Annotated in this window: 13 protein-coding genes and 1 tRNA gene; 5 read left to right on the top strand and 9 right to left on the bottom strand. The window is 72.2% G+C overall.

Features of this window, described 5'->3' with window-relative positions; all coding sequences use genetic code 11:
- Window positions 1-31: 31 nt before the first annotated feature.
- The 9 genes from GEV10_21745 to GEV10_21705 form a co-directional block, all read right to left on the bottom strand.
- Window positions 32-2,026 carry a transcription termination factor Rho gene (locus GEV10_21745; protein MQA81071.1) on the bottom strand — a complete coding sequence of 665 codons (1,995 nt, stop codon included), beginning with the start codon at window positions 2,024-2,026 and terminating at the stop codon, window positions 32-34.
- 436 nt (window positions 2,027-2,462) lie between these two features.
- Complete coding sequence (locus GEV10_21740; protein ID MQA81070.1) at window positions 2,463-3,350, bottom strand: homoserine kinase; 888 nt, start codon at window positions 3,348-3,350, stop codon at window positions 2,463-2,465.
- Between the two features lie 2 nt (window positions 3,351-3,352).
- Window positions 3,353-4,420, bottom strand: a complete 1,068-nt coding sequence (locus tag GEV10_21735) for a threonine synthase (GenBank protein ID MQA81069.1) — start codon at window positions 4,418-4,420, stop codon at window positions 3,353-3,355.
- A 47-nt stretch (window positions 4,421-4,467) separates the two neighbouring features.
- A complete protein-coding gene (locus GEV10_21730; GenBank protein MQA81068.1) occupies window positions 4,468-5,739 on the bottom strand; it encodes a homoserine dehydrogenase in 1,272 nt (423 codons plus the stop codon).
- 57 nt (window positions 5,740-5,796) lie between these two features.
- A complete protein-coding gene (gene lysA, locus GEV10_21725) occupies window positions 5,797-7,224 on the bottom strand; it encodes a diaminopimelate decarboxylase (GenBank protein MQA81067.1) in 1,428 nt (475 codons plus the stop codon).
- Window positions 7,221-7,877, bottom strand: coding sequence for a hypothetical protein (locus tag GEV10_21720; GenBank protein ID MQA81066.1), 657 nt, complete (start codon window positions 7,875-7,877; stop codon window positions 7,221-7,223). Before GEV10_21720 ends, lysA begins: the two co-directional genes overlap by 4 nt.
- 47 nt (window positions 7,878-7,924) lie before the next feature.
- The gene (locus GEV10_21715) at window positions 7,925-8,308 is read right to left on the bottom strand and encodes a response regulator (protein ID MQA81065.1); all 384 of its coding nucleotides are present in this window, start codon (window positions 8,306-8,308) and stop codon (window positions 7,925-7,927) included.
- A gap of 80 nt (window positions 8,309-8,388) precedes the next feature.
- On the bottom strand, window positions 8,389-9,054 hold the full coding sequence (locus tag GEV10_21710) for a response regulator (GenBank protein ID MQA81064.1): 666 nt from the start codon (window positions 9,052-9,054) through the stop codon (window positions 8,389-8,391).
- Window positions 9,051-10,175, bottom strand: coding sequence for a sensor histidine kinase (locus GEV10_21705; GenBank protein MQA81063.1), 1,125 nt, complete (start codon window positions 10,173-10,175; stop codon window positions 9,051-9,053). Before GEV10_21705 ends, GEV10_21710 begins: the two co-directional genes overlap by 4 nt.
- Window positions 10,176-10,448: 273 nt before the next feature.
- On the opposite strand from GEV10_21705, the gene GEV10_21700 reads away from it, so the two are divergent.
- From GEV10_21700 to GEV10_21680, 5 genes are all read left to right on the top strand, one after another.
- A complete protein-coding gene (locus GEV10_21700) occupies window positions 10,449-10,679 on the top strand; it encodes a hypothetical protein (protein MQA81062.1) in 231 nt (76 codons plus the stop codon).
- 35 nt (window positions 10,680-10,714) lie between these two features.
- Window positions 10,715-12,298 carry a multicopper oxidase domain-containing protein gene (locus GEV10_21695; protein ID MQA81061.1) on the top strand — a complete coding sequence of 528 codons (1,584 nt, stop codon included), beginning with the start codon at window positions 10,715-10,717 and terminating at the stop codon, window positions 12,296-12,298.
- 67 nt (window positions 12,299-12,365) lie between these two features.
- A tRNA-Arg gene (locus GEV10_21690) sits at window positions 12,366-12,437 on the top strand.
- A 22-nt stretch (window positions 12,438-12,459) separates the two neighbouring features.
- Window positions 12,460-12,672 (top strand): hypothetical protein, encoded by a 213-nt coding sequence (locus GEV10_21685; protein ID MQA81060.1) that lies wholly within the window; start codon window positions 12,460-12,462, stop codon window positions 12,670-12,672.
- On the top strand, window positions 12,673-12,909 hold the full coding sequence (locus tag GEV10_21680) for a hypothetical protein (protein MQA81059.1): 237 nt from the start codon (window positions 12,673-12,675) through the stop codon (window positions 12,907-12,909). It abuts the gene before it with no gap.
- Window positions 12,910-13,314 lie beyond the last annotated feature (405 nt).

Here is a 13,314-nt window from a genome sequence, read left to right as displayed (position 1 = left end):
AGTCTGCCAGAGCAGGTTGTTCCCGCCGTCCTCAGTCCTTGTTGTCCTGCTGCAGCGGGGTGGTCTTCTGCACCTGGAGCAGGAACTCGGTGTTGCTCGACGTCTTGCGCATCTGCTGCAGCAGCAGCTCCAGCGCCTGCTGCATCTCGAGCGACGAGATCACCCGGCGGAGCTTCCAGACGATCTTGAGCTCCTCGCCGTGGAGGAGCAGCTCCTCCTTGCGGGTGCCGGACGCGTCGACGTCGATCGCCGGGTAGACGCGCTTGTCCGCGATCTTCCTGTTGAGGATGAGCTCCATGTTGCCGGTGCCCTTGAACTCCTCGAAGATCACCTCGTCCATGCGCGACCCGGTCTCGATGAGCGCGGTGGCGAGCACGGTGAGCGAGCCGCCGTTCTCGATGTTGCGCGCCGCGCCGAAGAACCGCTTCGGCGGGTAGAGCGCGGTCGAGTCGACACCACCGGACATGATCCGGCCGCTCGCCGGTGCGGCGAGGTTGTACGCACGGCCGAGCCTGGTCATCGAGTCGAGCAGCACGACCACGTCGTAGCCGAGCTCGACGAGGCGCTTGGCCCGCTCGATGGAGAGCTCGGCGACCGTGGTGTGGTCGTCGGCCGGACGGTCGAAGGTCGAGGCGATGACCTCGCCCTTCACCGACCGCTGCATGTCGGTGACCTCCTCGGGCCGCTCGTCGACGAGGACGACCATGAGGTGGCATTCGGGGTTGTTGGTGGTGATCGCGTTGGCGATCGCCTGCAGGATCATCGTCTTGCCGGCCTTCGGCGGCGACACGATGAGACCGCGCTGGCCCTTGCCGATCGGCGCCACGAGGTCGATGATCCGCGTGGTCAGGTTGCTGGACTCGTTCTCCAGGCGCAACCGGTCCTGCGGGTACAGGGGCGTGAGCTTGCCGAACTCCACCCGGCCACGCGCCTGGTCGGGCTGCATGCCGTTGATCGAGTCGACCCGGACCAGCGGGTTGTACTTCTGCTGGCGCTCCCCCTCGCGCGGCTGACGCACCGCGCCCGCGACCACATCGCCCTTGCGCAGCCCGTGCTTGCGGACCTGCGACAGCGAGACGTAGACGTCGTCGGAGCCGGGCAGGTAGCCGGAGGTACGGATGAACGCGTAGTTGTCGAGGATGTCGAGGATGCCCGACACCGGGATGAGGACGTCGTCGTCGCTGACCTCGGGCTCGCCCTCGCCACCGACGCCGCCGAACCGCTCACCACCCGTGCCGCGGCCCCGGTTGCGGTCACGGAACCTGCGCCCGCGACGGCGCCGGCCACCACTTCCGTCGTCGTCGCCACCGGCACCGCCGGCACCGCCACCACCGCCGCCCCCGCCGCGCTGGCGGTTGTCCTGCTGGCGGTTGTCCTGCCGGTCGCGGCCGCCGCCCTCGCGGCCCCCGTCCTGCTGACGGTTGTCGCGGCCACCGCCGTCCTGCTGGCGGTCGCTCTGCTGACGGTCGCTCTGCTGACGGTCGTTCTGCTGGCGGGCGCCGCGCTGCCGACCGTCCTGGTCGTCGCGCTTGTCGTCGCGCGTCTCGCCACCGGACCGGCCGGCCTCGTTCGCCGGACGCTCGTCGCCCTGGTCGTCTGACCGCCGGGGCCGCTCACGCGAACCGCCCCGCTCGGCGGACGTGCGCCGACCACGCTCGGCGCGTCCGCCCTCGGCGGCGGCGCTCGCGTTCGGCGGGCCCTGCTCACGTGACGCGGACTGCGTCACGGGCTCGCCCGCGTCGAGCGTGGGCTGCGCCTCGGCCGCGGCCGCTCGCTCCGGCGGTGCGCCGTTGCGCCGCTCGGCGGCGGCACCCGACCCGCCGGACTGGCGCTCCTTGATGGCGTTGACCAGCTCGCCCTTACGCATCTTGGCCGTGCCTGTGATGCCCATGCCGGAGGCCATCTGCTGGAGCTCGGAGAGCAACATGCCGCTCAGCCCGCCCCGCCGCCTTGCTGGTGTAGTGGATGCACGGTCGGCGGACTCGTCGCTGACGGAGTCCTGCGCGACCTGCGTGGTGTCGCTCACGAAAGGTTCCCTTCTCCTGGGAGCCAAGAGGGGTTATGAACAACCAGCTGGAGCGCCGCAAGGCGGCGGCACCAAAGGATTGCCTCCAGAGTTCGAGTGCGTTGCCAATCGATTCGAAAGTAGCTTCGCCCGCGTACGCTTTGGATCAGCAGGTACGGCTACTTTCGGATCGGGTTGGCAACCATCGATGGTTACTCGCAATGCGTGGGTTCCCGAATCCGGGTGCTCTGCACCTCGTGACAACTGCTTGGGGTACGAAAACCGCCCTGCTGGGCTGTCGGACGAGCTGGTGTGCCCTGCTGGGAACCCGACGCAGTACGAAGATTAGCACCCTTCCGGCCGGAACCGTGCATCACGCCTCGATTCGGCACGTCACGCGCGCACTGCGTGGTCGCGCCGACCGCCCCGCGCGGTGCCGGGACGGCGAAGACGCAGGTCAGAGCACCACCGCACCCGTCCCGTCCATCGGGACGTCGACGACGTCCCAGTCCGGCGCCGCCGCGACGGCGAGGGTACGCGCCGACGCGGTGCTCTGCGCCGAGCCGAGCACGAGGACGGCCGGACCCGCGCCCGACACGACGGCCGCATGGCCAGCCGCGCGCAGCGCGGCGACGAGGCGCAGGGTGTCGGGCATCGCCGGCTCCCGGTACGCCTGGTGCAGGCGGTCCTCGGTCGCGACCCGCAGCAGGTCGAGCCGGCCGGTGAGCGCGGGCGCGAGCAGCGCGGCGCGCGCCGCGTTCGCGGCGGCGTCGGCATGCGGGACCTGGGCGGGCAGCAGTCCGCGGGCGCGCCTGGTGGACAGTCCGAACGGCGGCACCAGCGCCACGGCCGTCAGGTCGGGCGCGGGATCGAAGCGTGCCGCGTCGACGGTGCCGTCGGCGTCCGTCCACGCGAACGTGACGCCGCCGAGCAGGCAGGCCGCGATGTTGTCCGGGTGTCCCTCGAGCCGTGCGGCGAGCGGCAACGCTTCCGCTCCCGCGGGGTCGGCGCACCCGTGCAGAGCCCGGGCCGCCACCACGCCCGCGACGATCGCCGCGGCGGACGAGCCGAGGCCCCTGCCGTGCGGGATCGCGTTGCGGCACCGCACCGCGAAACCTGCGGGCTGACCGCCCAGCTCCTCGAACGCGGCACGCGCAGCGCGTACGACCAGGTGTCGTTCGGTGCGCGGGAGCGAGTCGGCACCGATGCCCTCGACGTCGACCCGCAGGCCCGACTCGACGACCGACGCCTCGACCTCGTCGTACCGCGCGAGCGCGAGACCCGCGGTGTCGAACCCCGGTCCGAGGTTGGCGCTCGTGGCCGGCACCCGGACGCGGACGGTCATGCTCACGCGGTGGTCAGGCCGAGCTTCGCCGCGACGGCGCCGACCTCGGCCGGGATCGTCTCCGACTCAGGGCGGCCGGCGACGGCGTGACCGGGGTCCTTCAGGCCGTTGCCGGTGAGCGTGCACACCGCGAGCGACCCCGCCTCGAGCAGCCCCGACCGCCTCGCGGCGAGGAGCCCGGCGACGCTCGCGGCGGACGCCGGCTCGCAGAACACGGCCTCCTCGGCCGCCACGAGGTGGTACGCGTCGAGGATCTGCTCGTCGGTGACGGCCTCGATGGAGCCGCCGGACTCGTCGCGTGCCGCGAGGGCACGCTGCCACGACGCGGGGTTGCCGACCTGGATCGCGGTCGCGACCGTGTGCGGCTCGGGGACGACCTCACCGGCGACGATGGGCGCCGCACCGGCCGCCTGGAACCCGAGCAGCCGAGGCGTGAGGTTGGTCACGCCGTCCTTGGCGTACTCGACGTAGCCCTGCCAGTACGCGGCGATGTTGCCCGCGTTGCCCACCGGCAGCAGGTGGGCGTCGGGTGCGCGCCCGAGCGCGTCGACGATCTCGTACGCCGCCGTCTTCTGCCCGGCGAGGCGGTGGCCGTCCGGGTTGGCGGAGTTCGCGAGCAGCACCGGGTGGCGCTCGGCGAGGTCGCGCGCGACGCGCAGGCAGTCGTCGAACGACCCCTCGACCTCGAGCAGGGTGGCGCCGAACGCGATCGCCTGGGTGAGCTTGCCGAGCGCGACCCTCCCCCGCGGCAGCAGCACGGCGCAGGACAGCCCCGCGCGGGTCGCGTACGCCGCGGCGCTCGCGCTGGTGTTGCCGGTGGACGCGCAGACCACCGCTTCGGCGCCGGATTCGAGCGCCTTGGAGATCGCGACGGTCATGCCGCGGTCCTTGAACGAGCCCGTCGGGTTGGCGCCTTCGACCTTGAGGTACACCTCGCAACCGGTGCGCTCGGACAGCCGCGGCGCCGGCACGAGCGGGGTGCCGCCCTCGCCGAGGGTCACGACCGGCGTGTCGTCGCCGACCGGCAGCCGGGCGCGGTACTCCTCGATCACGCCTCGCCAGAGGCCCATCGTGCCCTCCCCATCGTGCTGGTGCCTTTCACGCGATCGCTTCGGTCCTAGAGCCCTTCGACCCGCATCACCGACGCCACCTCGCGGACGACGGCGAGGTTGCGGAGCTCCTCCACGGTCGCCGAGAGCGCGGCGTCGGGCGCGACGTGGGTGACGACGACGAGCTGTGCGTCGTCGCCGTGCCCCTCCTGCCGCACCGTCTGCAGCGAGACGCCCTGGGCCGCGAAGACCAGCGCGACCTCGGCGAGCACGCCGGTCTTGTCCAGCACGTCGAGGCTCAGGTGGTACCTGGTGGCGACCTCGCCCATCGGCCGCACCCGCAGCTGCGCGTACGGCGGGCTGCCGACCGCGGAGCGTCCCGCCCGCGCGTTGCGCGCCACCGCGACGACGTCGCCGAGCACCGCGCTCGCCGTGGGAGGACCGCCCGCCCCCTGGCCGTAGAACATCAGCTGTCCGGCCGCCGAGCACTCGACGAAGACCGCGTTGTACGCCTCGCGTACCCCGGCGAGCGGGTGGCTGCGCGGGATCATCGCCGGGTGCACGCGGACGTCGACGCTGTCGCCCGCCGCGCTGCGCTCCGCGATGGCGAGGAGCTTGACGACGCAGTCCATCTCCCGCGCGCTCGCGACGTCTGCGGCGCTGACGTCGGAGATGCCCTCGCGGTAGACCTCGGCCGCGGTGACGCGGGTGTGGAACGCGAGCTCGGCGAGGATCGCGGCCTTCGCGGCGGCGTCGTAGCCGTCGACGTCGGCCGTCGGGTCGGCCTCGGCGTAGCCGAGTGCGGTCGCCTCCTCCAGCGCGTCGGCGAAGCCGGCGCCGGTCTCCGACATGCGGGTGAGGATGTAGTTGGTGGTGCCGTTGACGATGCCGAGCACCCGGTGCACGGTGTCGCCGACGAGCGACTCGCGCAGCGGCCGCAGCAGCGGGATGCCGCCGGCGACGCTCGCCTCGTAGTAGAGGTCGACGCCCTGCGCCCGCGCGGCGTCGTGCAGCTCGGCGCCGTGGGTCGCGAGCAGCGCCTTGTTGGCCGTGACGACGGACTTGCCGGCATGCACGGCGTCGAGGATCAGCGTGCGCGCGGGCTCGATGCCCCCGATCACCTCGACGACGAGGTCGACTCCGTCGCGGGTCACCAGCTCCGTCGCGTCGGTGGTCACGATCGACGGGTCGAGCTCGACGTCGCGCTGCCGCCCCGGCCGGCGGACCGCGACCCCGGCGAGCTCGAGCGGAGCGCCCACGCGGGCCGCCAGGTCGTCGGCCTGGTCGCGCATCAGCCGTACGAGGGCACCGCCGACCACGCCGCACCCGAGCAACGCGATCCGTACCGATCCCCCGGCAGGGGTCGCCGCGCGCCCGCTCGTCCGCTCAGGCACGGGTCACTCCTTCGCCTCCCGGTCGGTGTCGTCCGCCCCGACGTCGAGCCGGAGCAGGTCGTCCATCGTCTCGCGGCGCACCACGACCCGGGAACGGCCCTCCCGCGCGGCGACGATCGGCGGGCGTGGTACCTGGTTGTAGTTGCTCGCCATGGCCCGGCAGTACGCGCCCGTGCCCGGCACCGCAACGAGGTCGCCGGGCGCGACGTCGCCCGGCAGGTAGACGTCCCTGACGACGATGTCGCCGGACTCGCAGTGCTTGCCGACGACGCGGGCGAGGACCGGCGGCGACTCCGAGGCACGGTTCGCCACTGCACAGGAGTGCTCGGCGCCGTACAGCGCGGTACGGATGTTGTCGCTCATCCCGCCGTCGACGGAGACGTACGTGCGGACACCCGCGGAACCGATGCGCACCGGCTTGACCGTGCCCACCTCGTAGACGGTGCACATGGCGGGACCGGCGATCGCACGACCCGGCTCGACGGACAGCCGAGGGACGGGGAGCCCGTTCGCCTCGCACTCCCTGGTGACGATGGTGCGGAGCGCGGTGGCGAACTCCTCCGTCGCGGGCGGGTCGTCACCTGGCACGTACGCGATGCCGAGGCCACCGCCCATGCCGAGCTCCTGGATCGTCAGGTCGTGCTGGTCGCGCACCCGCAGGGCGAGGCGGACGAGACGCTGTGCCGCGAGCTCGTACGCGTCGGTGTCGAAGATCTGCGAGCCGATGTGGCTGTGCAGGCCCACGAGGCGCAACGGGGCCGAGGCGAGTACACGGCGTACGGCCTCGAGCGCCTCGCCCGTCGCGATCGCGAACCCGAACTTCTGGTCCTCGTGGGCGGTCGCGATGAACTCGTGCGTGTGGGCCTCGACGCCCACCGACGCGCGGAGCAGGACGCTCGGCTGCGCGCCCTTGTCGGCGGCGAGCTTCGCCAGCCGGTCGATCTCGACGAAGGAGTCGACGACGATGCGGCCCACGCCCTCGTCGAGCGCGGCCGACAGCTCGGCGACCGACTTGTTGTTGCCGTGCAGGGCGATGCGCTCGGCGGGGAAGCCCGCGCGCCGCGCGATGGCGAGCTCGCCGAGCGTGCAGACGTCGAGGGAGAGGCCGTCCTCGGCGAGCCATCGCGCCACGGTCGTGGAGAGGAACGCCTTGCCCGCGTAGTAGACGTCGAACCCGGCGAACGCCTCGCGGTGTGCCCGCGAGCGTGCGCGGAAGTCCGTCTCGTCGAGCACGTAGGCGGGCGAGCCGTGCTCGCGTACCAGGGTGCGCAGGTCGACGCCACCGACGCTGATCGCGCCGCCGACGCGTTCGGCCGTCGCGGACCAGATGCCGCCCTCGAGCGCGTTGAGGTCGACCGGAGGCGCCGACGTCGCACCCTCCGTCAGCATGTCCGCGTGCAGCTGCCCGGCAGGGTGCACGTTCCTGCTCATCCTCGTTCCCCTCCGTACGCTCCGGGTCCTTTCCTCCCCACACTCGCCTCCTCCGACCGGGCGGGCAAGGACGCGCCCAGCAGGGCGAGGGCAGCGGTGACCTCGTCGACGCAGCGGGTCAGGAGAGACAGACTCGAACGGTACGCCGCTACGTCGGGACCGGCCGGATCGTCTCGCAGTCTGGACACGTACCTGTGGACCAGTCCGGTGAACGCCTGGTGCGCCGGCACCACGTCGTGTTCCAGGTGGTCGGCGAGCCGGTGCGGCTCGCCCCTGGATCCGGCGGCGTCCCGGGCGTCGCGGAGACCGTCGAGCGCGGCCGTCAGCCGCACCGCCTCGGCGTCGTCGATGCCCGCCGCGGGGTCGGGAGGGTGCCCGTCGACGCGCACCAGCTCGCCCGACCAGTAGGCGACGAAGGCGACCCGCCACAGCGGGTTGCGCTCGTCCCTGCCCGACCAGATGTCCAGGTCGACGCCGACCGGACGCGAGCGCCGCGTCCGCACGAGTGCGTACGCCGCCGCGTCGGCGCCCACCAGGTGCACGAGGTCCCCGTACGTCGCGACCTGGGCAGCGCCGTCACCCACGACCCGGACACCCTGGACGGGGACGTCGGCCGGCGTGCGGCCGGCCGACCGTCCGGCGGCGCGCAGCACGAGCGAACGGCGGGCCTCGGGCAGCGAGGCGTCCGCGCGGGGTGAGGTCAGGACGCCCGCTCCCTGACCAGCCGGCCGATCACCTCGACGAGCTCGGCGGGGTCGAACGGCTTGCAGACGTAGGCGTCGGCGCCGACCTGCTTACCCCGGTCGAGGTCACTGCGCTGGGTGCGCGCGGAGACGATGACGATGCGGATACCGCTGGTGCGGGCGTCGTTCTTCAGCCGGAGCGCGGTGACCCAGCCGTCCATCCGCGGCATCATCACGTCGAGCGCGACGACGTCGGGTCGATGGGCCAGCGCCTGGGCGATGCCCTCCTCGCCGTCACCCGCCTCGATCACCTCGAAGCCCTCGAGCTCGAGGTTGACCGCGATGAGCTGACGGATGACGGGATCGTCGTCGACGACCAGAACCCTTCCCGCGCCACTCATGCCTCGACCGTACGTCGACGCGCCGGCGCGCGTCCCGAGGTTGCGCAATCCGTCGCCTGACCGCAACCGGTCCGTATCGCTCACGCTTGGTCCCGGCCCGAGGGGACGGCGCCGCTCTGGTAGGCGATGACGACGAGCTGGGCCCGGTCGCGGGCGAGGAGCTTGCTGAGCAGGCGGCTGACGTAGGTGCGCGCGGTCGCCGGGCTGATCGAGAGCACCTCGGCGATCTCGTCGTTCGACCGGCCGGCCGCGATCTCGACGAGCACCTGCCGCTCGCGCTCGGTGAGCGGCGCGAGCCGCTCGTCGGACCGCAGCGGCGCGGAGGACGCCGCCGCGTCCATGACCCGCCGGGTGATCGACGGGGACAGCAACGCCTCGCCGCCGGCGACGACGCGTACCGCCTGGCGCAGCTCGTCGGGGCCGGTGTCCTTGAGGAGGAAGCCGGCCGCGCCCACGCGGATCGCCTCGAAGAGGTGCTCGTCGGTGTCGAAGGTCGTCAGCATGACGACCCGGACCTCGCGCAGGTGTTCGTCCGCCACGATGCGTCTGGTGGCCTCGATGCCGTCGACGCCCGGCATCCGCACGTCCATCAGCACCACGTCGGGGAGCTCGGCGCGGACCAGCGACACCGCGGCGGCCCCGTCGGCGGCCTCGCCGACCACCGCGATGTCGTCGGCGCGTTCGAGCAGCGCACGCAGCCCGGTGCGCACGAGGTGCTGGTCGTCGACCAGCGCGACCCGGATCATCGGTGCACCGCCACGGGCAGGACGGCGGACACACGGAACCCGCCGCCCGGGTGGCTGCCTGCGGCCACGGTGCCGCCGACCAGCTCGGCCCGCTCGCGCATCCCGGTGACTCCGCGTCCGGTCCCGGCGTCGCCGCCGTGTCCGTCGTCGGTGACCTGGATCTCCAGGCGGTCGGCGGAGTAGCGGAGGACGAGCTCGACCCGGTCGGCGTCGGCGTGCCGCAGGGCGTTGGTGAGCGACTCCTGGACGATGCGGTAGGCGGTCGTGTCGACGACCGCGGGCAGCGGCTCGGGCTCGCCCTCGACGCGGAGGTCGACCGGCAGCCCGCTCTCGGTCGTGGCCGAGACGACGGTGTCGAGGTGCCGCAGGCTGCCGGTCGGCAGCACGGGCTCGCCCTCCGCGGGCCGCCTGAGGACGGCGAGCGTCGAGCGGAGCTCCCGGGTCGCCTCACTGCTCGCCGAACGGATGGTGGCGAGCGCGGCGCGGGTGGCCTCGTCGTCCTCGTCGTCGAGCGCCTCTGTGGCGACGTCGGACTGGATCGACACGACCGCGACCGTGTGCGCGAGGACGTCGTGGAGGTCGCGGGCGATGCGCAGGCGCTCCTGCTCGACCCGTTCCGCCGCCTCGTGCTCACGCTCGGCCAGCATCAGCGCCTCGCGCCGGCGCTGCTCCGCGCGATACATCCGCCTCGCCCGTACGCCGTCGCCCAGCGCGACCGCCGCGGCCATCACCGCGACGGTGGTCGCCAGCTCGTACCCGAGCAGGTAGCCGAGGTCGTCGCCCTCGCGGACGCGGAAGAAGGTCGAGATCGCGAGCAGTGCGACGCTCATGCCGACCGCCCAGCGGAGGCGGTCCTGCTCCGCGGCGGAGTACAGCGCGGCCGCGACCGGGAGCGCGAGCCCGACGGGCGGGTAGTCGCCGACGTAGTACGCGAGGAGGCCGACGGACGTCGCGACGAGGGCGAGCACCGGGTAGCGCCGCCGCACGAGCATGAGCAGGCCGAGGCCGAGCGCGAACAGGTACGCGAGGGGCTCGGGCGAGCGCTGCCCGCCGAGGTTGGCGGCGATCGCGACCGCGACGACGACGGCCACCGCGGCACCGAGGACCGCGTCGACGACCACCGGCGGCACCGATCCGAGACCAGGGTGATCCCGCACCGTGGCCGGCCCGTTCGGTCCGTCCGGTCGTCGCACGCGGTAAGCGTAGCCACCGCAGGCGCCGGTGCCATCACGCCGAAGGCGGCAGCCGGTGTCGCCTCTCGGTGTACCCGCGCATGCCGCGCGTACGTCGAGAGGCGACCGCACGACGCGACCGTCGCCCGACGACGTGAGGCGCGTACGTCCCTAGCGTCGTCGGAGAGACCACTGATCGTCCGAGTGAGAGAGGAACCTGCCGTGCGCACCCTTGGACTGGCCGTACTCGGCTTCTTCTGCGGAGTCATCCTCGGCTTCGTCCTGACCGAGGTCGTCGCGCGCGCCGCCGTCGGGGTCGGCAGTGCCGGCGACCTCTCCGGCCCCGTCATCGGCGCCCTCGGCGCGCTCACCCCGGTCTGCGGGCTGCTCGGCGTCGTCGCCGGAGTGCTCGTCGGCCGGCGCGGCGGGCGCGACAAGGACACGTCCAGCTGAGCGGCGCACGCCGCGGAGAGGAACACCACGTGGAGATGTCGCGCAAGGACTTCCTGCGCCTCGGACTCGCCGGGGGCGTCGCGCTGTTCGTGCCCGCCGGCGCCGTCGCGTGCGGGAGCGGTGTCCTCCCGTCCGGAGGAGGCAACAACAGCGCCCAGGGCAGCGCCGGCACCGTGCTGCGCAGCGGGCTGGAGCTGCCGAAGCCGTTCCAGGTCCCGCTGCCCATCCCGCCGGTGCTGAAGCCGGTGCGGAGGACCGGGGACGCCGACCACTACGAGATCACGCAGCGGGTGGCGAAGGCCGAGATCCTGCCCGGCGTGACGACCGAGGTGTGGGGGTACGACGGGATCTTCCCCGGTCCCACCGTCGAGTCACGCCGCGGCAGGCGCACCGTCGTCAGGCACCGCAACGAGCTCGGCGTGCCGACGGTCGTCCACCTGCACGGCGGCCGCACCCCGGCCGAGCACGACGGCTACCCCACCGACATGATCGCGCCCGTCAGCGGCTGGGACGACGACCACGCACACGGCGGCGCGCTGGCGCGAGGCGCGAAGACGTACGAGTACCCGCTGGACCAGCCGGCCGCGACCCTCTGGTACCACGACCACCGCATGGACTTCACCGGTCCCGCGGTCTACCGGGGACTGGCCGGGTTCCACCTCGTGCGCGACGACGAGGAGGAGGCGCTCGACCTGCCCGCGGGCGAGCGCGACGTCCCACTGATGATCACCGACCGCTCGTTCACCGAGGACGGCGCGTTCCACTACCCGTCGCGAACGCCGTCGCTGCGCGGGCAGCCGGGCGTCGAGGACGACTACATGAGCGGCGTGCTCGGCGACTGCGTCCTCGTCAACGGCGCGCCATGGCCCGTCCTCGAGGTCACCGCCACCCGCTACCGGTTCCGCCTGCTCAACGCCTCGAACGCCCGCCGCTACCGCCTCGCGCTCGACCCGCCGCCCCCGGGCGGCACGTCGTTCGTGCAGATCGGCAGCGACCTGGGGCTGCTGGCCCGTCCCGTCCGGCACGAGAGGATCGACATCGCCCAGGCAGAGCGGTTCGACGTCGTCGTGGACTTCTCGAGGTACCGCGTCGGCGAACAGGTGACACTCGTCAACGAGCTCGGCGACGACGGCACCGCCCAGGTCATGCGCTTCGTGGTCACGCGCCGCGCCGCCGACGACAGCCGCGTGCCCGACCGGCTCGCCGACGTCCGTCCGCTGACCCGCTCGGACGCCACCGTCACCCGCGAGCTCACGTTCCAGCGCGGCGGCGCCGAGGCCCACGGCATGACCCTGTGGACCGTCAACGGCAAGCCGTTCGACCCGAACCGCGTGGACGCCAGGCCCGCGCTCGGCAGCGTCGAGCTGTGGAAGATCCGCACGCTCAACGTCGAGCACCCGATCCACGTCCACCTGGCCGAGGGACAGGTGCTCTCCAAGGGCCAGAACGGGCGCCCCGGCCCGTACGACGCCGGCCGGAAGGACACCGTCAACCTCGACAACGGCGGCCAGGCCGAGATCCTGCTCCGCTTCGACGGCTACCGCGGGAAGTACGTCTTCCACTGCCACAACCTCGAGCACGAGGACATGATGATGATGTCCAACTTCGAGGTCGTGTGACCACCGCGCGACCCACGCCGCCGCCCCTGAACCGACTGGTAGGCTGCGCTGGTCCGATCGAACGTCAGCCCCCGTAGCTCAGGGGATAGAGCAACGGCCTCCGGAGCCGTGAGCGCAGGTTCGAATCCTGCCGGGGGCGCTACACAGACGGTCCCGGGTGGGTGATCACGTCCTGGCGTGATCACGATTTCGCCCTGCTGGCGGTTTGTGTCGCGCTGAGTGACCTGGTCGACGGTGTGCGTGCTGGTCTGGGCGACGGCGTGAATGGTGTCGCCGGTCAGAGTGATCCGGCAAGTCACGGTGCGGGTCTGGTAGTCGTAGCCGATCTCGAGACGCAGTGCTTCGAAGAGGCGGCGGGACAGGTCGTCGGGTAGGTGCGCGAGGTCGATGGGGCTGACGGGGAGCTGGTCGAGGAGGCGGAGGTTGGCTTCCTGGTGGACTTCGTCCTCGATGTCGGCGAGTTGACTTTCCAGGTCGGCGCGCTGGGCGTGGAGTTCGGCTCGGCGGGTGTTGACGTCGCGGATGAGGTCGGCGTCGATGTCCTCGGCGAGTTCGAGGGTATGGATCAGCCGTTTGCTCTTGGTATGAGTCGTCGTGATGGCCTGGCGTAGGGCGCTGATCCGGTCCAGCCGCTGCTGGCGCTCCTGCTCGTCGAGTGCCTGGAGCGTGTCACCGAGCAGGTCCTGGCGGTAGGGCCCGAAGACCTGGGTGGCGAGGAACTCGGTGAGCCCGTTCATGAGGTGGTCTTCGCGTACCCAGTAGGTCGAGGGCGGGTGCCCCGCAGGGAGCCATGCCTTCTTCGGGGCGCACACGTAATAGGCGGTGTGGTGCTTGGTCTTGCCATACATGCGTCGTCCGCAGAGGGTGCAGAACAGGTAGCTACTTCGACCTGAAAAAGTCGCAGCGTGGCGGTCGATGATGTGGTGGCTGGTGGTGGAGAGGATGGCCTCGAACCCTTGGGCTAGAAGGGATCGAGGCCATCGTGTTCAGAACTGTAAACGATCAGCCGACGTTGT

It is taken from the genome of Streptosporangiales bacterium (assembly GCA_009379955.1).
Taxonomy (GTDB): domain Bacteria; phylum Actinomycetota; class Actinomycetes; order Streptosporangiales; family WHST01; genus WHST01.
This window is presented reverse-complemented; position numbering and strand designations above follow the sequence as displayed.

Coding starts and splice junctions, on each gene's coding strand:
- GEV10_21740 (MQA81070.1), bottom strand. CDS start 3,350: ATGACCGTCCGCGTCCGGGTGCCGGCCACGAGCGCCAACCTCGGACCG.
- GEV10_21735 (MQA81069.1), bottom strand. CDS start 4,420: ATGGGCCTCTGGCGAGGCGTGATCGAGGAGTACCGCGCCCGGCTGCCG.
- lysA (MQA81067.1), bottom strand. CDS start 7,224: ATGAGCAGGAACGTGCACCCTGCCGGGCAGCTGCACGCGGACATGCTG.
- GEV10_21715 (MQA81065.1), bottom strand. CDS start 8,308: ATGAGTGGCGCGGGAAGGGTTCTGGTCGTCGACGACGATCCCGTCATC.
- GEV10_21710 (MQA81064.1), bottom strand. CDS start 9,054: ATGATCCGGGTCGCGCTGGTCGACGACCAGCACCTCGTGCGCACCGGG.
- GEV10_21695 (MQA81061.1), top strand. CDS start 10,715: ATGTCGCGCAAGGACTTCCTGCGCCTCGGACTCGCCGGGGGCGTCGCG.